The following is a 21,572-nucleotide window of genomic DNA, read 5'->3' on the forward strand; positions in this document are numbered from 1 at the left end:
GTGATCCGTTACGACGCCCTGGACGCCCTGCCTGTACGCGGTGCCCTGCCCGCCCTGGACGACGCCCTGGAGGGGCACGGGACCGCCGTCCTCGTGGCGCCGCCCGGCACCGGCAAGACGACTCTGGTTCCCCTGGCCCTGGCAGGGCTGCTCGGGGAGGGGCCCGGGCGGCGGGTGATCGTCGCCGAGCCGCGGCGGATCGCGGCGCGGGCGGCGGCGCGGCGGATGGCGTGGCTGCTGGGCGAGAAGGTGGGCGAGAGCGTCGGCTACACCGTGCGCGGGGAACGCGCCGTCGGGCGGCACACGCGCGTGGAGGTCGTCACGACCGGTGTGCTGGTGCAGCGGGTGCAGCGGGACCAGGAGCTGGCCGGTACGGACGTGGTGGTGCTCGACGAGTGCCACGAGCGGCATCTGGACGCGGACACGGCGGCGGCGTTCCTGTGGGACGTACGGCAGACGCTGCGCCCGGAGCTGCGGCTGGTGGCCGCCTCGGCGACGACCGACGCGCAGGGGTGGGCCGCACTGCTGGGCGGCGCTCCGGTGGTCGAGGCCCGGGGGACGGCGTATCCGGTGGAGGTCGTGTGGGCGCCGCCGGTGCGGCCCGTACGGCCGCCGCACGGGATGCGTGTCGATCCGGCGCTGCTGACGCATGTGGCGTCGGTGGTGCGGCGGGCACTGGCCGAGCGGGACGGGGACGTGCTGTGTTTCCTGCCGGGCGTGGGCGAGATCGCCCGGGTGGCCGGGCAGCTCGCCGAGCTCGGGGACGTCGAGGTGCTTCAGGTGCACGGGCGGGCGCCCGCGGCCGTCCAGGACGCCGTGCTGGCCGGCGGGGAGCGGCGGCGGGTGGTGCTGGCCACGTCAGTGGCGGAGTCGTCGCTGACGGTTCCCGGGGTGCGTGTGGTCGTCGACTCCGGGCTGGCGCGGGAGCCGCGCGTCGACCACGCGCGCGGGTTGAGCGCGCTGACGACGGTGCGGGCGTCGCAGGCGGCCGGGCGGCAGCGGGCGGGGCGGGCCGGGCGTGAGGCGCCGGGGGCGGTGTACCGGTGCTGGGCGGAGGCCGAGGACGCGCGTCTGCCGCGTTTTCCCTCGCCGGAGATCAAGGTGGCCGACCTGACGGCGTTCGCGCTTCAGGTGGCGTGCTGGGGGGATCCGGACGCGTCCGGGCTAGCGTTGCTGGATCCGCCGCCGGGTGGGGCGATGGCGGCGGCGCGGGAGGTGCTGGCGGCGGTGGGAGCGGTCGACTCCGTCGGGCGGGCCACGGAGCGGGGCGCTGCGCTGGCTCGGCTGGGGCTTCATCCGCGGCTGGGACGGGCTTTGGTGGATTCCCTTCCGTTCGTGGGTGCCGAGCGTGCCTCGGAAATCGTCGCCCTGTTGAGCGAGGAGGCGCCTCGGGAGTACGGCGATGACCTGGCGGGTGCGCTGCGTCGTGCTCGGCGTGGGGGTGACGCCTATGCCTCGCGGTGGCGTAGTGAGGTTCGGCGGCTGCGGGCCGTCGTTTCAGGCGTTTCCCACCCGCCCGCCCGTAATTGGCGTTCAGAGGTTGAAGCCGAGAGGTGGGACCGCGCATCGGAGGATCGGCAGGTGGGGCTCGTTGCCGCGCTTGCCTTTCCCGAGCGGGTCGGCAAGGTCGACGGTGGGTCGTGCCTCATGGTGTCCGGGACCCGGGCCGAGCCCGGCGAGGGCAGCGGGCTGCGTGGGGCGGAGTGGGTTGCCGTCGCCGTCGCCGACCGGCCCGTCGGCAAGGGGCACGCGCGCGTGCGCTCGGGGGCCGTGATCGACGAAGGGGTCGCCCGGCTCGCCGCGGGGGCGCTGCTTCAGGAGCGGGACGAGGTGCGCTGGGACGGTGGGGACGTCGTGGCGCGGCGGGTGGAGCGGCTGGGGGCCGTGGAGTTGGCGGTGCGGCCGCTGAAGGACGCCGGTCCCGGGCTCGTACGCGGGGCGCTGCTGGACGGGCTGCGGCGGGAGGGGTTCGGCGTGCTGCGGTGGTCGCCGGATGCCGGGGTTCTGCGGCAGCGGCTCGCGTTTTTGCGGCTGCACCTCGGTGACCCGTGGCCCGACGTCAGCGACGACGCGCTGCACGCGCGCGTGGACGAGTGGCTGGAGCCGGAGCTGAGCCGGGCCCGGCGGCGGGCCGACCTGGCGCGGATCGACGCCGGGGAGGCGCTCGCGCGGCTGCTGCCCTGGGCCTGTGGGGAGGCCGGGCGGCTCGACGAGCTGGCCCCGGAGCGGATCACCGTGCCGAGCGGGTCGCGGATCCGCGTCGACTACTCCCGGCCCGAGCAGCCTGTGCTGGCGGTGAAGTTGCAGGAGATGTTCGGGCTCCAGGAGTCGCCGCGGGTCGCGGGGGTGCCGCTGCTCGTCCATCTGCTGTCCCCGGCCGGGCGCCCGGCCGCCGTCACCGCCGATCTCGCCTCGTTCTGGAAGGACGGCTACAAGGGCGTACGGGCGGAGCTGCGCGGGCGGTATCCGAAGCATCCGTGGCCCGAGGACCCGGCCGGGGCCGAGCCGACCCGGCACACCAGCGCCCGGCTCAGGCGCTGACCGGTGACGGTTCCTCGGTCGCCGTGGGAGCCGGGCCGGACGGGCGGCGACTGCGGGCCTCCAGGTACAGCGCGAGGGCCAGCAGGAGGACGCCGAGGGTCAGGAAGCCCCACGGCAGGTAGGACGTCATCAGCAGGATGAACAGGCGCTGGGATTTCACCAGGTCGACCGTGTGGGTGATGTAGTCCTCGCGCATCTTCACGTGCCCGGCGAACGCGGTCACCTTGTCACGGTCGCCGAGGAGGGTGCCGCCGCGCAGTTCCTCCTTGTGGAGTTCCTCGCCGTAGACGGGGGCGCCGGTGAGGGGTTCGACCCAGAACTTGCGGACCGTGGTGTACCAGCGGGTGGTGCCGGTCTCGGCGACCGACTCGGGGGTGAGGCCCTCCACGGGCAGGGTCTTCGGGATCCTCACCTCGGTCCAGGGGATGGTCTGCTCGAAGTAGTAGACCTCCAGGCCGCGGAAGTCCTGTGTGCCCTTGTAGTGGATGGGGGCGGTGACGCGGGCCTGGGCGTCGAAGTACTCGTAGTCCCGTTTCTCCGTGAGGAACGGCCATTTGAACTCGATGCCCTCGCGGCGCACCGGGTCGCCGTCGACCATCTCGCCGGTGGCGTGGACGGGTTCCTGGGTGTGGGCGTCGAAGATGTAGCGCTCGGGGATCTTCGACACCATCTCGTCGTCGGGCCCGACGACGTAGGACAGGCCGTCCCAGACGACCACGTCGCGGCCCGCCGACTCCTCGATCCGCTCGGAGGCCTCGACGTTGCCCTTGAGGGTCTGCACGATCGTGACCTTGGGGACCGTGCGGGCCCGCATCGTGCCGTAGTCGAGGAGGGTGGCGTTCTCCGCCTCCAGGACCATGTCCTGGTACTGGTGCGCGGGGACCTTGGCCAGGCGCGGGAAGGCGTACCAGCGCAGCAGCGGGGACAGGGCCGCGAAGAACACGGCGAGGGCGAGCAGGACCAGGCCGGCCTTGCGGCGCATCTCGGCCTCCCTCCCGGGCGGGCGGTCAGGGGTGTTCGGGCACCGTCGTCAGCAGCGGCTTCGGGGACGTCCCGCCCGAAGGGGTGCCGAGGGCGGTCAGCGTCAGGACCACGGCGAAGGCGACGGCGAGACCGGTGGCGGCGGCGACGAGGGCGCGCATACGGGGCCTCCCCACGGGTCGAACTGATAGACCGTCAGGTTTCTCGGCACCGTAGCAACGGGCGGCGGAGATGAGAACACGTTGCACACACAACGACGCCCCCTCATGAAAAACGACGCCCCTCTTGAAGGAGGGGCGTCGTCCGTCGTGCCCGAGAGCTACGCGCTCGGACTGGGCGAGGGGCTCGGTGAGGACGTCTCGGCAGCCGCCACGGTCAGTTCGACGGTGAGGGTCGCTTCGCCCTCGGTGTCGATGCGGAGCAGGAACGTGCCGGTGGTGTCGTCCGCGTAGAGCTTCGGCAGCTTCAGCAGGCCCTTCGCGTCCGTCTTCAGGCCCGTCAGCGTGCGTACGGCCTTGCCGTCGGCGTCCTTGAAGTAGGGACCCTTGTCGTTGGCGGCCGGATCGTCCGCCGACTTGATCAGCGTGGCGGTGGCCGCGACGCCGTCCGCGACGGCGCCCTTGTAGGTGGCCTTCACCTCGACCTGGTTCGCGAACTCGCCGCCCGGGGTGCAGGTCAGCGCGGCGTCACCGGTGCGGGCGAGGGCGTCGGCGGCGCGCTCGGTGACGGTGGCCGTGTAGTCGAGGCCCGCGACCATACGGCCCACGACGGTGGCCCGGACGGTGACGTCGCCCGTCTTCTCCCCCGCCTGAAGCGCGGGTGCGACGGCCACTCCGGAGCTGTTGGTGGCGACCGTCGCCACGCTCTCGCCGCCCGTGAAGGTGGTGTCGGTGTCGCCGATGATCGTGAATCGGATCCTGACCTTGCCGACGGCCTTGCCGGCCTTCGTCTCGGCGCGGGTGCTGATCCGCTTGGTGAACGCGTCGCCCGCCATCGCGGTGAGCTTCGCGGTCCCGGCGTCCTCCAGGTGGTGCACCGTGTCGGTGGGCGTGGGAGAGGTCGAGGGCGGCGTGCCCGGGGAGTCTGGCGGGGTGGTGGGCGGCTTCGGGGGCGTCGTGCCGCCCCCGCCGGGCTTTTCGGGCCTGGGGGTGGGCTTGGGCTTGGGCTTGGGGCCGCCCCCAGCCGGCGTGCCGGGCGTGCTCGGCGTGGAGGGGCTGGGGCTCGCCCCGGCCCCGTCGTCGCTGCGGTTGTCGGGCAGCGTGCCGGTGCCGTCGGGGATCTCGTGCGTGCCCTTGCGGTAGTACTCCAGCCACCGCATGACCAGGTTGAGGTACTCCCGCGAGTTGTTGTAGCTGAGGATCGCGCGGTCGAGGTCGTTCTGGTCGGACAGGTCCCAGTTGTTGCGGCACAGGTAGTGGCCGGCGGCGAGCGCGGCGTCGTAGATGTTGTTGGGGTCCTTCTTGCCGTCGCCGTTGGCGTCGCGGCCCGCCCAGGCCCAGGTGGACGGGATGAACTGCATGGGGCCGACGGCCTGGTCGTACGTGCTGTTGCCGTCGTGGGCGCCGTTGTCGGTGTCCTTGATGAGGGCGAAGCCGTTGCCGTCGAGCTGCGGGCCGAGGATCGGCGAGATGGTGGTGCCCTCGGCATCGACGCGGCCGCCGCGGGCTTGGCCCGACTCCACCCGGCCGATGGCCGCGAGGAGTTGCCAGGGCAGGTTGCAGCCGGGCTTGGCGTCGCGCAGCGCGGCCTCGGCCTTCTTGTAGGCGTCGAGGACGGTCGCGGGGATGCCCGCCTCGGAGGTGCCGGTGGCGGGTCCCGGCCCGGTGCTCGGTGACGGGCTCGGGCTGTTGAGCGGCGGCAGGTCCGTGTAGTAGGGCGAGTTGCCGGTGGCGCTGCCGTCGGAGGCACTCGCGTCGGGTGAGGGTGTGGCGTCCGCGGCGGTCTGTCTGCCGTGGTCGTTCACGCCCGGAGCCTGGGAGGCGGACAGGGCCGCGACCGCTACCGCGGCCACGGCGGTGGTTGCCGCCCCCTTGCGCAGCCTCCTGCCGAATTGCGCCGCCATAGAGTGAACCCCTCCCGTGGACGCCCGAGCGCCCGTCTCTGTCTGTCGCGCTCTTGTGTTGCGTACGCGTACTTCTGTTGCGTTCGCTCTGTTGTGACGATCGACCGGCCCGAGTGGTTGCCCTCCGACAGGCCTGTCTCCTGCCACCGGCACGGTGACCCTGGTGACCCTACGACAACTTGCTTTGCTCGGGCACCCGTTCGTGCCCGTTTTTCACCGGTTGGTCATGCGGCGAGCGGGGTGGGCGGCCGAGGTTCGGCATCCCGCATACTGAGCCCTTCCGATCACGCCGCCAACGACCGTCACGAGGAGCCGAGTTGCCGTTCACGCTGAGCCACGCGGCAGCCGTACTGCCCGCCGTACGCACCGACGGCACCGGCCGGGGCCCGCTGGTCCCCGCCGTGCTCGTGGCGGGTTCCTTCGCGCCCGACATGACCTATTACGCGGCGAGTGTGGTGTCCGGGGCGATGGAGTTCGGTGACGTCACGCACTCGTTCCCGGGTGTGTTCACGGTCGATGCGCTCATCGCCTCGGCGCTGGTGGGGCTGTGGCTGCTGGTGCGCGAACCGCTGGTGGCGCTGCTGCCGCGGACCCTACAGGGGCGGGTGTCCGCGCTGGTTCGGTGCGGGGCGCCCCGGGCGCTTGTGCGGCCGTCCCTGGTGCTGCGGTGGTATGTGTCCGCGGTGCTCGGCGCGTTGACGCACGTCGTGTGGGACGCGTTCACGCATCTCGACCGGTGGGGGATGCGGCTGTTTCCGGTACTGGGCCGGGAGGTGGCGGGCTCGCCGCTGTACTGGTACTTGCAGTACGGCGGTTCGGCGGTGGCCGCGGTCGTGATCGCCGTGTTCGTGGCGCAGGCCGTGCGGCGGGCGCCAGTGCGCGTGCCGGTGGGTGTCCCGGCGCTGTCGGGGCGGGACCGGTGGCTGGCCGGTGCGGTGATCGGCGGCTTCGCGCTGGTGGGGGCGGTGCAGCGGGCGTCGCGGTGGTGGGCCTACTGGGGCTCGAGCGCGAAACCGTGGGAGATCATTCCGACGGTGTGCTTCGGGGCGGGCGCGGGGCTCGTCCCGGCGCTGTTGCTGTACGCCGTGGCGGTCAGGGTGTGGCGTCCGGCTCCGGCCCCGGGCCCGGCCCCGGGCGGTCCTGACCACGTCGATGACGCGGAGCCGAGCCGGTCGGCCGCTCGCTGAGGGGCGCGGTGGTCGCGATGTACACGGTGATGGTGGTGTGGGCGGGGCGGGGCCGCGGGAGCAGGGTGAGGACGAGCGTCAGGTAGCTGCGGGCCAGGTCCGCCCAGGGGCGGGAGGCCCTGCCGGGGCGATCGGTATTGCCTGGATGCTGGGCCGTAGTGGCTGTGCCGCTGGTGAGACCGAGGATGGCGGACACGTCGGCTGGGCTGGTGAGGCCCGCGGCGGACACGTCGTCGGCGCCGACGGGACGCTGGACGGCCATCACCTCACCGCCGCCGGTGCGACCAGTGGCAGCGGAAACGTCGCCGAGGGCGGTGGGATCGGGCGGCCGCCATCCGTGGGCCAGGCGCTGCCGGAGGTCCGCCGTCGTGTGGCGCAGCGCTGTGGTGAGGGTGGCGGGGACGCGGACCGAGCTTGCGGCTGCCGCGAAGGGCGGGACCGGCGGGAGTGCCACGCCTGGGGCCGTGCGGCAAAGGAGCGTGCGTATACCCATGCCCGCATCTTTGCGACCGCCGGGGGCGGTGGCCCTTTGTCGGGGGCCACGCGAGTGACGTTCTCCCACGGGGTGGGGGTGGCGGGTGCCCCCGGCTCAGCGCTCGGCCGAGGGCATACCCGTGTCAACAACGCTCCCGGTCAATACACCTAGTGCGCCGCCGACTCCCAGTCCGAGCCCGCGCCCACAGAGACGCCCAGGGGCACGCGGAGGTGGACGGCGTTCGCCATCTCGCGGCGGACGAGTTCCTCGGCGGCCGCCCGCTCCCCGGGGGCGATCTCCAGCACGATTTCGTCGTGGACCTGGAGCAGCATGCGGGAGGCGAGCCCGGCGTCCTTCAGTGCGCTGTCCACCTTGAGCATGGCGATCTTGACGATGTCGGCCGCCGTGCCCTGGATGGGGGCGTTGAGGGCCATCCGCTCGGCCGCCTCGCGACGCTGGCGGTTGTCGCTGTTGAGGTCGGGCAGGTAGCGGCGGCGTCCGAAGAGCGTCGCCGTGTAACCCGTCGCCCGGGCCTCGTCGACCGCCCGGCGCAGATAGTCCCGTACGCCGCCGAACCGCTCGAAGTACGCGTCCATCAGGGCGCGGGCCTCCGCCGCCTCGATGTTCAGCTGCTGGGAGAGGCCGAAGGCGGACAGACCGTAGGCCAGGCCGTACGACATGGCCTTGATCTTGCGGCGCATCTCGGCGTCCACCGCGGTCGCCTCGACGGCGAAGACCTGGGAGGCGGCCGTGGTGTGCAGGTCCTCGCCCGAGGTGAACGCCTCGATCAGGCCCTCGTCCTCGGAGAGGTGCGCCATCACGCGCAGCTCGATCTGGCTGTAGTCGGCCGTCATCAGGGACTCGAAGCCCTCGCCGACGACGAAGCCGCGGCGGATCGCGCGGCCCTCGTCGGTGCGGACCGGGATGTTCTGCAGGTTCGGGTCCGTCGAGGACAGGCGACCGGTGGCGGCGACCGTCTGGTTGAACGTGGTGTGGATGCGGCCGTCCGCGGCGATCGTCTTGATCAGGCCCTCGACGGTGACGCGGAGCTTGGCCTGCTCGCGGTGGCGGAGCATGATCACCGGCAGCTCGTTGTCCGTCTGCGTGGCGAGCCAGGCGAGCGCGTCGGCGTCCGTGGTGTAGCCGGTCTTGGTCCGCTTGGTCTTGGGCAGGGCCAGCTCGCCGAAGAGGACCTCCTGGAGCTGCTTGGGCGAGCCCAGGTTGAACTCGTGCCCGGCTGCCGCGTGGGCCTCCTTCACCGCCTGCTGGACGGCGCCGGCGAACATCTGCTCCATGGCCTCCAGGTGAGGCCGGTCGGCGGCGATGCCGTGCCGCTCCATGCGGGCGAGCAGCGCGGACGTGGGCAGCTCCATGTCGCGCAGCAGGTCGGCGGCGCCGACCTCCTCCAGGCGGCTCTCGAAGGCCTCGCCCAGGTCGAGGACGGCGCGGGCCTGGATCATCAGGGCCTCGGCCTCGGCGCCCTCGTCCGCGCCGAAGGCGAGCTGGCCGTCGGCCGCGGCGGCGGGGGCCAGCTCGCGGTGCAGGTACTCCAGGGACAGCGCGTCCAGGTCGAAGGAGCGGCGGCCCGGCTTGACCAGGTAGGCGGCGAGCGCGGTGTCCATGGTCACGCCCTCGACGCTCCAGCCGTGCTCGGCGAAGACACGCATGGCGCCCTTGGCGTTGTGGAAGATCTTGGGTCGGGCGGCGTCGGCGAGCCAGGCCGCGAAGGCCCTCTCGTCGGCCTCGTCGAGCTGGGAGGGGTCGAACCAGGCGGCTGCTCCTCCGGGCGCGGCGAGCGCGACCTCGGCGACCGAGCCGGTGCCGAGCGCCCAGGCGTCGACCGTGGCGACGCCGAGGGGCTGGGTGGCGTGCTCGGTGAGCCAGCCGGCCAGCTCGCCGGTGCCGAGCACCGTGCCGTCCAGCTGCACGCCGTCGGTGCTGATCGGGGTGGTCTCGGCCTCCTCGGCGCCGGGGTCGACGGCGAAGAGTCGCTCGCGCAGGGAGGGGTTGCGGATCTCCAGGGTGTCCAGGACCATCGCGACGGCCTTGCGGTCGTAGGCGGTCCGCTCCAGGTCGGCGACGCCCTTGGGGAGCTCGACCTGGCGCTCCAGCTCGGTCAGCCGGCGGTTGAGCTTGACCGCTTCCAGGTGGTCGCGGAGGTTCTGCCCGGCCTTGCCCTTGACCTCGTCCACGCGCTCGACGAGCTGCGCGAAGGAGCCGAACTGGTTGATCCACTTCGCGGCGGTCTTCTCGCCGACGCCGGGGATGCCGGGGAGGTTGTCGGAGGGGTCGCCGCGCAGGGCCGCGAAGTCGGGGTACTGCGCGGGCGTCAGCCCGTACTTCTCGAATACCTTCTCGGGGGTGAAGCGGGTCAGCTCGGAGACGCCCTTGGTCGGGTACAGCACCGTGGTGTGCTCGCTGACCAGCTGGAAGGAGTCCCGGTCGCCGGTGACGATCAGCACTTCGAAGCCCTCGGCCTCGGCCTGTGTGGCGAGGGTGGCGATGACGTCGTCCGCCTCGAAGCCGTCGACCGCGAAGCGGACGGCACCCATCGCGTCGAGGAGCTCGCCGATCAGCTCGACCTGGCCCTTGAACTCGTCGGGGGTCTTGGAGCGGTTCGCCTTGTACTCCGTGAACTCCTGGGAGCGCCAGGTCTTGCGGGAGACGTCGAAGGCGACCGCGAAGTGCGTGGGCGCCTCGTCGCGCAGCGTGTTGGCCAGCATCGACGCGAAGCCGTAGATCGCGTTCGTCGGCTGGCCCGTCGCCGTGGTGAAGTTCTCCGCGGGCAGCGCGAAGAACGCTCGGTAGGCCAGCGAGTGCCCGTCCATGAGCATCAGTCGCGGGCGGCTGCCGCCGGAGGTCTTGTCGGTCGTCTTCGATGCTGTCTCTGCCACGCCCCCGATCCTGCCACGCCCCACTGACACTCGGCCCCGGCCCCGGCGGCGCGGGCGCCGGGGCGGGCCCCTCGCCCCCGGCCCGCCCCCACTCGATGTCACCGCCGCGTGCGAGGATCGGAGACGTACCTCACAGCGCAGTCGAAGGGGAGCGTGCGATGGCGACGAAGCCGCCCAAGAGTGATCCGGTTCAGGACGCGCCGCAGGTCGCCGGTCCGAAGCACGCGGCAGCGGGCCTCCCCGCGATCGGGCACACGCTGCGCGTCGCCCAACAGCAGATGGGCGTGAAGCGCACCGCGCTGACGCTGCTGAGCGTGAACCAGAAGGACGGCTTCGACTGCCCGGGCTGTGCCTGGCCGGAGCCGGAGCACCGGCACAAGGCGGAGTTCTGTGAGAACGGCGCGAAGGCCGTCGCCGAGGAGGCCACGCTGCGCCGGGTCACGCCCGAGTTCTTCGCCGCGCACCCGGTCGCCGACCTGGCCGGCCGCAGCGGCTACTGGCTGGGACAGCAGGGGCGCCTCACCCACCCCGTGTATCTGCCCGAGGGCGGCTCGCACTACGAGCCGGTCACCTGGGAGCGCGCCTTCGACATCATCGCCGAGGAGATCGCCGCCCTCGGCTCCCCGGACGAGGCCGTCTTCTACACCTCCGGCCGCACCAGCAACGAGGCCGCGTTCCTCTACCAGCTGTTCGCCCGCGAGCTCGGCACGAACAACCTGCCCGACTGCTCGAACATGTGCCACGAGTCGTCCGGTTCGGCCCTGTCGGAGACGATCGGCATCGGCAAGGGCAGCGTCCTGCTGGAGGATCTGTACAAGGCCGACCTGATCATCGTCGCCGGACAGAACCCGGGGACGAACCACCCGCGCATGCTGTCCGCCCTGGAGAAGGCCAAGGACAACGGGGCGAGGATCATCAGCGTCAACCCGCTGCCCGAGGCGGGCCTGGAGCGCTTCAAGAACCCGCAGACCCCGCAGGGCATGCTCAAGGGCGCCGCGCTGACCGACCTGTTCCTCCAGATCCGCATCGGCGGCGACCAGGCCCTGTTCCGTCTCCTCAACAAGCTGATCGTCGAGACCAAGGGCGCGGTCGACGAGGCGTTCGTCCGGGAGCACACGCACGGCTACGAGGAGTTCGCCGAGGCCGCCCGCGCCGCCGACTGGGACGAGACGCTCGCGGCGACCGGCCTGACCCGGGAGGACATCGAGAAGGCCCTCGGCATGGTCCTGGCCTCCGAGCGGACCATCGTGTGCTGGGCGATGGGCCTCACCCAGCACAAGCACTCCGTGCCCACGATCCGGGAAGTGGTCAACTTCCTTCTCCTGCGCGGCAACATCGGCCGCCCGGGCGCGGGCGTGTGCCCGGTGCGCGGGCATTCGAACGTGCAGGGCGACCGCACGATGGGCATCTTCGAGCGCCCCGCCCCGGCGTTCCTGGACGCCCTGGAGAAGGAGTTCGGCTTCGCCCCGCCGCGCGAGCACGGTTACGACGTCGTACGGGCCATCCGCGCGCTGCGCGACGGCGAGGCGAAGGTCTTCTTCGCCATGGGCGGCAACTTCGTCTCCGCGTCCCCGGACACGGAGGTCACCGAAGCGGCCATGCGGCGGGCCCGGCTGACCGTGCACGTGTCGACGAAGCTGAACCGCTCGCACGTGATCACGGGCGCGCGTGCCCTGATCCTCCCGACGCTCGGCCGCACCGAGCGCGATCTCCAGGGCAGCGGCGAGCAGTTCGTGACCGTCGAGGACTCGATGGGCATGGTGCACGCCTCCCGGGGGCGGCTTGAGCCCGCGAGCCGGCATCTGCTGTCGGAACCGGCCATCGTCTGCCGCCTGGCCCGCCGCGTCCTGGGCGAGAACAGCGCCACGCCCTGGGAGGAGTTCGAGAAGGACTACGCGACGATCCGGGACCGCATCGCGCGGGTGATCCCCGGCTTCGAGGACTTCAACGCGCGCGTGGCCCGCCCCGGCGGCTTCACGCTCCCGCACGCCCCGCGCGACGAACGCCGCTTCCCCACGGCCACCGGCAAGGCCAACTTCACCGCCGCGCCCGTGGAGTACCCCAAGCTGCCCGAGGGCCGCCTGCTGCTCCAGACGCTGCGCTCGCACGACCAGTACAACACCACGGTCTACGGCCTCGACGACCGTTACCGGGGCATCAGGAACGGCCGCCGGGTGGTGCTGGTCAACCCCGAGGACGCGCGTGCCCTGAAGCTGGCCGACGGTTCCTACGTCGACCTGGTCGGCGAGTGGAAGGACGGTGTGGAGCGCAGGGCGCCCGGTTTCCGGGTCGTGCACTACCCGACGGCCCGGGGCTGCGCCGCCGCCTACTACCCGGAGACCAACGTGCTGGTGCCGCTGGACGCCACGGCGGACACCAGTAACACCCCGGCCAGCAAGTCCGTCGTGGTGCGTCTGGAACAATCGGCGACCGACTGAGCGTTTGCTCAGCCGCAGAGGCAACCGCATGATCTGGACGAACGGAGACCGGGCCCCATGGGTGAACAGCAGCGTGTGAAGTTCCCGCAGGAGGTCATCGACGAGTACGCCGCTCTCGGTGTGGACCTCTTGGCCCTGTTCTCCGCGGGCCACCTCGGGACCCGGATGGGCGTCCAGATCGTCGAGGCGTCCGCGGACCGGGTCGTCGGGACGATGCCGGTCGAGGGCAACACCCAGCCCTACGGACTGCTGCACGGCGGGGCCTCCGCGGTGCTGGCCGAGACGCTCGGTTCGGTCGGCTCGATGCTGCACGGCGGCAGCTCCAAGATCGCCGTGGGCGTCGACCTGAACTGCACCCACCACCGCGGGGTGCGCTCCGGCCTCGTCACCGGCGTGGCCACGCCCGTGCACCGGGGGCGCTCGACCGCCACGTACGAGATCGTCATAACCGATGAAAACGACAAAAGGGTATGTACGGCCAGGCTGACCTGCCTGCTGCGCGATGTGAACCCGGGCGACGAGGAACTCATCCGCGCCGCGAGCTGACGGACGCCGGTCGACCGATGCCGAGCCGACCGACGTCGAGCCGACCGGCGCGGAGCCGACAGACGTAGGGAAAACCCTGGAGGGGCGGGCGCGCTCTTGTCGCGGCCGCCCCCGGGCGCTTCACTGACGACGCCCCACCCCCCGCAGGAGAAGACCCGTCCCACCCCTAGAAGGGTTTCTCTTGACCTCCGTACGCGCCCTCGCCGTCACCGCCGCGGCCGGTGCCGCCGTGCTCGCCACCGCGCTGCCGTCGTCCGCCATCAACTCCTACAACGCCACGCCCGCACCCGAACGCACCGAGGTCGGCGCGCTCGTGGCCACCTGGGACGACGACGGCAACCCCGCGACCCCCGACCGGGTCGACTGGGTCTGCTCCGGCACCATGATCGACACGGACACCTTCCTGACCGCCGCGCACTGCACCACCGACTGGCCCGACAACGTGCGGTTCTACGTCTCCCTCGACCAGGACGTGCAGTCCGGCCTCGACGCGGCGGCGAAGAAGCACCCGGGCGACCCGGCCGCTCAGGCCTCCGCCGTCGCCGTCCAGGGCACCGCCCACTCGCACCCCGACTACCCGGGGCCCGCCTCCGACACCCACGACATCTCGGTGGTCGAACTGCCCGCCACCCAGGTCAAAGCCCGCTGGAGCTTCACCCCGGCCACCCTGCCCACCGCGAACCAGCTCGGCAGGCTCGGCCCGCAGGGCCTGAACACCACCGACTGGCTCGTCGCCGGCTACGGCACCCAGGAAGCCGTCAACGGGCCCGGCGGCCAGACCCACCCCGGCGGCGGCGTCCGCATGAAGGCGCCCGTCACCTTCAACTCCCTCAACGACTCCTGGGCCCGTCTGGCGATGACCGCCCCGCAGGGCAACGGAGGTGCCTGCTACGGCGACTCGGGCGGTCCCAACTTCGCCGTCATCGGCGGGCGGAACATCCTCGCCGCCACCACCATCACCGGCGACACCCCCTGCTACGCGACCAACGTGACGTACCGCCTGGACACCCCCGGCGCCCGCACCTTCCTGGCGCCGTTCGTGAAGCTCCCGTAATCCCGGGCCAGCCCCAACGGCCCCGCACGAACGACCGCCCCGCCGCACCGCGCACCGCCCGGAACGGCGGGGCACCTCCCGGAACGGCGGGGCACCGCCCGCCTTCCGCGGCACCACCGGGCCCGTCGAACCCGTCAACTCGACGGAGGACGAGCCGAATTGCGACGTCATCGGCACCGACGCACCACTCCTGACCGACCGGCTCGCCGACCGACCGACCGAACCGACGCCGGCACCCCGGACCGCCAACGCCGCCACGGGCACCACCTCGGCCCCGCCGGACCACTCGACTCCCCCGCGAGAACCCGAGGCGCGCCACCGTGGAAATAGCCGTTTCCGATTGTCCGGGACTCCCCTCGGGCGCGACCCACCCTGGCACTGCGTAACGCTCCGTAACACACGCGCAATACAACACGACAGTTTGATCTTCGGCCGCGCCCCCTGCCGGAACCATTCCGATCCGGTCCACGCCGCCCGCACCCCGGCAACCACGACGATCCCAGCCGCGACCAACCGGAAGTGCGCGTTCTCAGAATGCGGACATCGGACAGAGTCCACCAAACCCGCCGAGAGGGCCCCCCGGCGAAGCCGGGCATCCATCGCGTCATAACAAGAAAGTCACAAGCCGTCCCACGACGCTGACCCTGCCTGCACACCGGGCTTAGAGTCACGGCCAGTCACCGCTCCATCGGGAGTTCGGTACCAGCGCGGCACTCACCCCCCGACCAGGGCGGGCCTGCCTGTGAAAGGACTGATTGTGCGACAGCGTTCCTTGGTGATTCTTACCTCCGTTCTCACGACCGGAGCTCTGACTCTCACCGCCTGCGGCTCCCGAGACGACAGCGGTGACAAGAGCGGAGACGGCGGGAGCGGCACGACCCTGACCATCGGCGTCGACGCCCCCCTCTCCGGTGAGAACTCCACCACCGGCCTCGGCATCCAGTACGGCGCCCAGATAGCCGTCGACGACGCCAACAAGAACAACTGGGTCCCGGGCGTGAAATTCAAGCTCAAGGCCCTGGACGACAAGGCCCAGCCCGCCACCGGCCAGTCCAACGCCACCAGCCTCACCGGCGACAAGACCGTCGTCGGCGCCGTCGGCCCGCTGAACTCCGGCGTCGCCCAGACGATGCAGCAGGTGTTCGCCTCGGCCAACATGGTCCAGATCTCCCCGGCCAACACCAACCCCGAGCTGACCCAGGGCAAGAACTGGCAGACGGACAAGAAGCGTCCCTACAAGACGTACTTCCGCACCGCCACCACCGACGAACTCCAGGGCAGCTTCGCCGCCGGCTACGCGTACAACGGCCTCAAGAAGAAGAAGGCCTTCATCGTCGACGACAAGCAGACCTACGGCGCCGGCCTCGCGAAGATCTTCGGGGAGCAGTACAAGAAGTTCGGCGGCACCGTCGTCGGCACCGACCACGTCAACACCGGCGACAAGGACTTCGGCTCCCTCGTCACGAAGATCAAGAACTCCGGTGCCGACCTGCTCTACTACGGCGGCCAGTACGACGAGTCCGCGCTGATCACCAAGCAGCTCAAGGACGCCGGCGTCAAGATCCCGCTGTTCGGCGGCGACGGCATGTTCGCCTCCACCTACATCGAGGCCGCCGGCAAGGCCGCCGAGGGTGACCTCGCCACCGCCATCGGTGTCCCCGCCGACACCCTGCCCGCGGCCAAGCAGTTCATCCAGACGTACAAGGACAAGGGTTACAAGGGCGACTACGGCGCCTACGGCGCGTACGCCTACGACGCCACCACGGCCATCATCAAGGCCGTCAAGGCCGCGGCCGACGCCAACGGCGGCAAGGTGCCCACCGACATCAACGACCTGCGCTCCAAGGTCGTCGACGGAGTCCAGAAGTCCGACTTCGAAGGCCTCACCGGCAAGATCTCCTTCGACCAGTACGGCGACACCACCAACAAGCAGCTGACGGTGTACCAGGTCGAGAAGGGTGCCTGGAAGGACGTCGAGACCGGCACCGCCGACCTGAAGTAGTCCCGGCCCCCCACTAGCCGCACCACGGGCCGCGCGGAAGGAGGACCCCGACCGCGCGGCCCGTTTTCACACCCCCACCCATCACACGACCACGCACACATCCAGTGCACACCACCACCAGCGACATGGAGGCCATGCGGTGAACACCCTGCCGCAGCAGCTGGCCAACGGGCTGCTTCTCGGCTCGATGTACGGGCTGATAGCCATCGGCTACACGATGGTCTACGGCATCGTCCAGCTCATCAACTTCGCGCACGGCGAGATCTTCATGACCGGAGCGTTCGGCGCCCTCACGGTCTACTTCTACATCCTCCCCGACGGCACCTCGATGGCTTTCGCCGTTCCCCTCATGCTCCTCGGCGGCGCCATCGTGGCCATCCTCATCGCCGTCGGAGCGGAACGGTTCGCCTACCGGCCACTGCGCGGAGCACCACGACTGGCACCGCTCATCACGGCCATCGGCCTCTCCCTGGCGCTCCAGGAGGTCGTGCGCAACTTCTACCCCGGCGCCGACCGCGCCCGCGCCTTCCCCGGCCTCGACGCCACCCACGACATCGGCTCCGTCACCATCAAGGACGCCGACATCTTCCTCATCCTCGCCGCCATCCTCTGCATGGCCGCCCTCGCCTTCTTCGTGCGCCGCAGCCGCACCGGCCGCGCCATGCAGGCCACCGCGCAGGACCCCGACACCGCGCAGCTCATGGGCATCGACACCAACCGCATCATCGTCATCGCCTTCGCCATCGGCGGCTTCTTCGCCGCCGTCGCGGCCGTCGCCTACGGACTCAAGTACGGCAACGTCGACTACCGCATGGGCTTCCTCATGGGCCTCAAGGCGTTCACCGCGGCCGTCCTCGGCGGCATCGGCAACATCTACGGCGCCATGCTCGGCGGCGTCGTCCTCGGCATCGCCGAGACCCTCGCCTCCGCCTACATCGACGAGATCCCCGGCATGCAGCAGCTCGGCGGCCAGAGCTGGGCCAACGTGTGGGCCTTCTGCCTCCTCATCCTCGTGCTCCTCTTCAGGCCACAGGGCCTGCTCGGCGAGCGCGTCGCGGACAGGGCGTGATCACATGACCGAGACGACCAAGACCCCCGCCCCGGACGCCGTGCCCACCCCGCCCGCACCCCGCGGCCTGATACCGCTGCCCGAAGCGGCCGCCCGCGCCCTCCTGCTCGCCGGCGGCATCGCCACCGCGGCCTCCGCCTTCCTCGCCTGGACCTGGACCGACGAGTTCCCCGGCGACCTCACCATCAACGGCTACCCCGGCGGCCTGCAGTGGCTCACCTTCACCGCCGGCGTCCTCACCGCACTGTTCGCGCTCGCCTCGTACGGCATCCGCGGCCTGGGCTGGCTGCTGCCCGCCCGCAACAACGCACCCCTCGTCCTCACCGCCCTCGGCGGCTTCGCCGTCACCTGGTTCACGGTCATCGCCATCAGCGCCGAACTCGGCGGTGTCGTCAACCTCGAACCCGGCGGCTGGATCGCGGCCATCGCCTCCCTCCTGCCCCTCCTCGGCGCCTTCGCCCTCCCCCAGGAGCGGGGCACCGACGGCACGAAGGAAGCCCTCAAGGCCTACATCGCCAAACCCGACCGCATCCCCGCCGCCCAGGCCAGCAGCGGCTGGGTCCAGCGGGCAGTGATCACCGTCGCCACCATCATCGGCCTCGGCGTCTTCACCTACGGCATCGACACCGAATACGGCGAACTCTTCGTCGGCTACCTCTTCGTCGTCACCTTCGCCATGTGGGCGCTGCACACCGCCGGCCTCCTCGACCGCTTCTCCGCACTGGTCGCCGCCAACCGCAGCTTCACCCTCGCCATGGGCTTCGCCGCGGCCATCGCCTTCCCCTTCACCCAAACCGACGACCACTACGCCAACATCGGCGTCAACATCCTGATCTTCGGGACGGTCGCCCTCGGCCTCAACATCGTCGTCGGCCTCGCCGGACTCCTCGACCTCGGATACGTCGCCTTCCTCGGCGTCGGCGCCTACACCGCCGCCCTCGTCTCCGGCTCCGAGTTCTCCACCATCTCCGGCGTCCAGTTCCCCTTCTGGGCCTCCGCCCTCACCGGCGCCGCAGCCTCCCTCGTCTTCGGCGTCCTCATCGGCGCCCCGACCCTGCGCCTGCGCGGCGACTACCTCGCCATCGTCACCCTCGGCTTCGGAGAGATCTTCCGCATCGCCGTCAACAACATGGACGGCGACTCAGGCCCGGACCTCACCAACGGGCCCAACGGCATCCCGTCCATCCCCGACCTGAACATGTTCGGGTTCAACTTCGGCCAGGCCCACGACATCGGCGGATTCACCCTCGGCCGGTTCGCCAACTACTACCTACTGATGGTCCTCATCATGGCCATCGTGGTCCTGGTGTACACGCGTGCGGCGGACTCCCGCATCGGCCGCTCCTGGATCGCCATCCGCGAGGACGAGACCGCCGCCACCGCCATGGGCATCAACGGCTTCCGCGTCAAGCTCGTCGCCTTCGCCCTCGGCGCCGCACTCGCCGGCCTCGCCGGCACCGTCAGCGCCCACGTCACCTACAGCGTGGTCCCCACGCCATACCAGTTCGCCGGCTCCACCCCGCCCAACTCCGCGTTCCTCCTGGCCGCGGTCGTCCTCGGCGGCATGGGCACGGTCGCCGGACCGCTCCTCGGCGCGGCCCTGCTCTACCTGCTCCCCGAAAAGCTGGTGTTCCTCCAGGACAAGTCGCTCCTGGCCTTCGGCATCGCGCTCATCCTGCTGATGCGCTTCCGCCCCGAAGGCATCATCGCCAACCGCCGGCGCCAGCTCGAATTCCACGAGACCGGCCAACTCGACGTACCCAAACAGACCACGCTGACCGACGAACCGGCCGTCACCAAGGCGGGGGCGTAACCATCATGACCACACCTGTACTCGAAGCACGCGACGTCACGATGCGCTTCGGCGGCCTTACCGCCGTCCGCTCCGTCGACTTCACGGTCAACTCCGGCGAGATCGTCGGACTGATCGGCCCCAACGGCGCCGGCAAGACCACCTTCTTCAACTGCCTGACCGGCCTGTACGTCCCGACGGAAGGCACGGTCTCCTACAAGGGCACCGTCCTGCCGCCCAAACCCCACCTGGTCACCCAGGCCGGCATCGCCCGGACCTTCCAGAACATCCGCCTGTTCGCCAACATGACGGTCCTGGAAAACGTCCTCGTCGGCCGCCACACACGGACCAAAGAGGGATTGTGGTCCGCCCTCCTGCGCGGCCCCGGCTTCAAGAAGGCCGAACGCGCCAGCGAGGAACGCGCCATGGAACTCCTCGAGTTCATCGGCCTCGCCCACAAGCGCGACCACCTGGCACGCAACCTCCCCTACGGCGAACAGCGCAAGCTGGAGATCGCGCGCGCCCTGGCCAGCGAGCCCGGCCTGCTCCTGCTCGACGAGCCGACGGCCGGCATGAACCCCCAGGAGACCCGGGCCACCGAGGAACTCGTCTTCGCCATCCGCGACAAGGGCGTCGCCGTCCTCCTCATCGAGCACGACATGCGCTTCGTGTTCAACCTGTGCGACCGCGTCGCCGTCCTCGTCCAGGGCGAGAAGCTCGTCGAGGGCACCTCCGAAGTCGTCCAGGCCGACGAGCGCGTCATCGCCGCCTACCTGGGAGAGCCGTTCGAAGGCGACCCCGGAGAGGCCGAAGCCGCGGAGGTCGAAGCAGCCGAGGCCGCCGCCGAAGCCGCCGCCGACGCGCCCAGCACCGCCAGCAGCACCAAGGGAGAAGCCAAGTGACCGCACTCCTCGAGGTCGAGGACCTCCGGGTCTCCTACGGCAAGATCGAAGCCGTCAAAGGCATCTCCTTCACCGTCGAGGCCGGCCAGGTCGTCACTCTCATCGGCACCAACGGCGCCGGCAAGACGACCACCCTGCGCACGCTGTCGGGCCTGCTGAAGCCGACGTCCGGGAAGATCGTCTTCGACGGCAAGCCGTTGAGCGGGGTACCCGCCCACAAGATCGTCGCCCTCGGCCTCGCCCACTCCCCCGAAGGCCGGCACATCTTCCCCCGCCTCACCATCGCGGAGAACCTCCAGCTCGGCGCGTTCCTCCGCAAGGACAAGGAAGGCATCGAGAAGGACATCCAGCGGGCCTACGACCTCTTCCCCATCCTCGGGGAACGCAGGAAGCAGGCCGCGGGAACCCTCTCCGGCGGCGAACAGCAGATGCTCGCCATGGGCCGCGCCCTGATGTCCCGGCCCAAGCTCCTCATGCTCGACGAGCCCTCCATGGGCCTCTCCCCGATCATGATGCAGAAGATCATGGCGACGATCTCCGAGCTGAAGTCCCAGGGCACGACCATCCTGCTCGTCGAACAGAACGCCCAGGCCGCGCTCTCGCTCGCCGATCAGGGCCACGTCATGGAGGTCGGCAACGTCGTCCTGTCCGGGACGGGGCAGGACCTGCTGCACGACGAGTCGGTACGGAAGGCGTACCTGGGCGAGGACTGAGGTCCGGCCCGTACACGAAGAGGCCCGCCCCCTCCGGTTCGGAAAGGGGGCGGGCCTCTTCTCTGCTCTCAGCCCTTGTTGGCCTTCTTCTCCTCCGCGTCCTGGATGACCGCCTCCGCGACCTGCTGCATAGACATCCGCCGGTCCATCGACGTCTTCTGGATCCACCGGAACGCGGCGGGCTCGGTCAGCCCGTACTCCGTCTGCAGGATGGACTTGGCCCGGTCAACCAGCTTCCGCGTCTCCAGCCGCAGCGTGAGGTCCGCGACCTCCTTCTCCAGCTCCTTCAGCTCCGTGAAACGCGAGACGGCCATCTCGATCGCCGGCACGACGTCCGTCTTGCTGAACGGCTTCACCAGGTACGCCATGGCACCGGCGTCCCGGGCCCGCTCCACGAGGTCGCGCTGCGAGAAGGCGGTCAGCATCAGCACCGGCGCGATGCTCTCCTCGGCGATCTTCTCCGCCGCGGAGATACCGTCCAGCTTCGGCATCTTCACGTCCAGGATCACCAGGTCGGGGCGGTGCTCACGAGCCAGCTCCACGGCCTGCTCCCCGTCCCCGGCCTCACCGACGACGGTGTACCCCTCCTCCTCCAGCATCTCTTTGAGATCGAGCCGGATCAGGGCCTCGTCCTCGGCGATGACGACCCGGGTCGTCATCGGAGGCACGTGCGAGTTGTCCTCATCAGGCACGTCAACAGGCTGGGGCGACTCGGGGGCGCTCACGTGGGCTCCTTGGTACGGGGCAGGCCGGTACTGCTCCCAAGAGCGTACCTAGCTGCGGTATGGTGGTCAGGCGGAGGGTCGAGGTCAACCTTCGATTCACCGGGCCCCGGTAGCCCAATTGGCAGCAGGCAATGGATTCAAAACCCATACAGTGTCGGTTCGAGTCCGACCCGGGGCACTTTTCCTTCATT

16 protein-coding genes and 1 tRNA gene are annotated in these 21,572 nt (G+C 70.7%); 11 read left to right on the forward strand and 6 right to left on the reverse strand.

Annotated elements, in window-relative coordinates; genetic code table 11:
• A complete protein-coding gene (gene hrpB / locus PV963_RS11535; protein ID WP_274815551.1) occupies positions 1-2,541 on the forward strand; it encodes an ATP-dependent helicase HrpB in 2,541 nt (846 codons plus the stop codon).
• Here hrpB and PV963_RS11540 read toward each other — a convergent pair.
• The 3 genes from PV963_RS11540 to PV963_RS11550 all read right to left on the reverse strand — a co-directional run bounded on the left by PV963_RS11540 (position 2,531) and on the right by PV963_RS11550 (position 5,584).
• Positions 2,531-3,523, reverse strand: coding sequence for a DUF3068 domain-containing protein (locus PV963_RS11540; RefSeq protein WP_274815552.1), 993 nt, complete (start codon positions 3,521-3,523; stop codon positions 2,531-2,533). The genes hrpB and PV963_RS11540 overlap by 11 nt on opposite strands.
• A 25-nt stretch (positions 3,524-3,548) precedes the next feature.
• Positions 3,549-3,683: an SPW_0924 family protein gene (locus PV963_RS11545; protein ID WP_274815553.1), complete on the reverse strand. Its 135-nt coding sequence runs from the start codon at positions 3,681-3,683 to the stop codon at positions 3,549-3,551.
• Positions 3,684-3,841: 158 nt separating this feature from the next.
• Positions 3,842-5,584, reverse strand: coding sequence for a lytic transglycosylase domain-containing protein (locus PV963_RS11550; RefSeq protein ID WP_274815554.1), 1,743 nt, complete (start codon positions 5,582-5,584; stop codon positions 3,842-3,844).
• A gap of 317 nt (positions 5,585-5,901) precedes the next feature.
• Here PV963_RS11550 and PV963_RS11555 point away from each other — a divergent pair, with 317 nt between their 5' ends.
• The gene (locus PV963_RS11555; RefSeq protein ID WP_274815555.1) at positions 5,902-6,771 is read left to right on the forward strand and encodes a DUF4184 family protein; all 870 of its coding nucleotides are present in this window, start codon (positions 5,902-5,904) and stop codon (positions 6,769-6,771) included.
• Here PV963_RS11555 and PV963_RS11560 read toward each other — a convergent pair.
• A complete protein-coding gene (locus PV963_RS11560) occupies positions 6,677-7,225 on the reverse strand; it encodes a hypothetical protein (RefSeq protein ID WP_274815556.1) in 549 nt (182 codons plus the stop codon). The genes PV963_RS11555 and PV963_RS11560 overlap by 95 nt on opposite strands.
• Positions 7,226-7,413: 188 nt before the next feature.
• Positions 7,414-10,140 (reverse strand): DNA polymerase I, encoded by a 2,727-nt coding sequence (polA, locus tag PV963_RS11565; protein WP_274815557.1) that lies wholly within the window; start codon positions 10,138-10,140, stop codon positions 7,414-7,416.
• A gap of 158 nt (positions 10,141-10,298) precedes the next feature.
• Between polA and PV963_RS11570 the strand changes: the two genes are divergently transcribed.
• The 8 genes from PV963_RS11570 (at position 10,299) to PV963_RS11605 (ending at position 20,656) form a co-directional block, all read left to right on the forward strand.
• Positions 10,299-12,578 (forward strand): FdhF/YdeP family oxidoreductase, encoded by a 2,280-nt coding sequence (locus tag PV963_RS11570; protein ID WP_274815558.1) that lies wholly within the window; start codon positions 10,299-10,301, stop codon positions 12,576-12,578.
• A 57-nt stretch (positions 12,579-12,635) separates the two neighbouring features.
• Positions 12,636-13,124, forward strand: coding sequence for a PaaI family thioesterase (locus tag PV963_RS11575; protein WP_274815559.1), 489 nt, complete (start codon positions 12,636-12,638; stop codon positions 13,122-13,124).
• Positions 13,125-13,305: 181 nt separating this feature from the next.
• On the forward strand, positions 13,306-14,178 hold the full coding sequence (locus PV963_RS11580; protein ID WP_274815560.1) for a trypsin-like serine protease: 873 nt from the start codon (positions 13,306-13,308) through the stop codon (positions 14,176-14,178).
• Positions 14,179-14,950: 772 nt separating this feature from the next.
• A complete protein-coding gene (locus PV963_RS11585) occupies positions 14,951-16,180 on the forward strand; it encodes a branched-chain amino acid ABC transporter substrate-binding protein (RefSeq protein ID WP_274822000.1) in 1,230 nt (409 codons plus the stop codon).
• Between the two features lie 139 nt (positions 16,181-16,319).
• Entirely contained in the window at positions 16,320-17,249 is a 930-nt protein-coding gene (locus PV963_RS11590) for a branched-chain amino acid ABC transporter permease (RefSeq protein ID WP_274815561.1), read from the forward strand.
• Positions 17,250-17,253: 4 nt separating this feature from the next.
• Positions 17,254-19,062, forward strand: a complete 1,809-nt coding sequence (locus tag PV963_RS11595) for a branched-chain amino acid ABC transporter permease (RefSeq protein ID WP_274815562.1) — start codon at positions 17,254-17,256, stop codon at positions 19,060-19,062.
• 5 nt (positions 19,063-19,067) lie between these two features.
• Positions 19,068-19,943 carry an ABC transporter ATP-binding protein gene (locus tag PV963_RS11600; protein ID WP_274815563.1) on the forward strand — a complete coding sequence of 292 codons (876 nt, stop codon included), beginning with the start codon at positions 19,068-19,070 and terminating at the stop codon, positions 19,941-19,943.
• The gene (locus PV963_RS11605) at positions 19,940-20,656 is read left to right on the forward strand and encodes an ABC transporter ATP-binding protein (RefSeq protein WP_274815564.1); all 717 of its coding nucleotides are present in this window, start codon (positions 19,940-19,942) and stop codon (positions 20,654-20,656) included. Before PV963_RS11600 ends, PV963_RS11605 begins: the two co-directional genes overlap by 4 nt.
• A 68-nt stretch (positions 20,657-20,724) precedes the next feature.
• Here PV963_RS11605 and PV963_RS11610 read toward each other — a convergent pair whose 3' ends face one another.
• Entirely contained in the window at positions 20,725-21,381 is a 657-nt protein-coding gene (locus PV963_RS11610; protein ID WP_274815565.1) for an ANTAR domain-containing response regulator, read from the reverse strand.
• Between the two features lie 103 nt (positions 21,382-21,484).
• Between PV963_RS11610 and PV963_RS11615 the strand changes: the two genes are divergently transcribed.
• Positions 21,485-21,559: transfer RNA gene (locus PV963_RS11615), tRNA-Leu, on the forward strand.
• Positions 21,560-21,572: the final 13 nt, after the last annotated feature.

Source organism: Streptomyces coeruleorubidus, from assembly GCF_028885415.1.
Taxonomy (GTDB): Bacteria; Actinomycetota; Actinomycetes; order Streptomycetales; family Streptomycetaceae; genus Streptomyces; species Streptomyces coeruleorubidus_A.

What these genes read in the sequence shown, in the direction of transcription:
- PV963_RS11540 (WP_274815552.1), bottom strand. Translation starts at nt 3,523, where the DNA reads ATGCGCCGCAAGGCCGGCCTGGTCCTGCTCGCCCTCGCCGTGTTCTTC.
- PV963_RS11545 (WP_274815553.1), bottom strand. Translation starts at nt 3,683, where the DNA reads ATGCGCGCCCTCGTCGCCGCCGCCACCGGTCTCGCCGTCGCCTTCGCC.
- PV963_RS11550 (WP_274815554.1), bottom strand. Translation starts at nt 5,584, where the DNA reads ATGGCGGCGCAATTCGGCAGGAGGCTGCGCAAGGGGGCGGCAACCACC.
- PV963_RS11570 (WP_274815558.1), top strand. Translation starts at nt 10,299, where the DNA reads ATGGCGACGAAGCCGCCCAAGAGTGATCCGGTTCAGGACGCGCCGCAG.
- PV963_RS11575 (WP_274815559.1), top strand. Translation starts at nt 12,636, where the DNA reads ATGGGTGAACAGCAGCGTGTGAAGTTCCCGCAGGAGGTCATCGACGAG.
- PV963_RS11595 (WP_274815562.1), top strand. Translation starts at nt 17,254, where the DNA reads ATGACCGAGACGACCAAGACCCCCGCCCCGGACGCCGTGCCCACCCCG.
- PV963_RS11600 (WP_274815563.1), top strand. Translation starts at nt 19,068, where the DNA reads ATGACCACACCTGTACTCGAAGCACGCGACGTCACGATGCGCTTCGGC.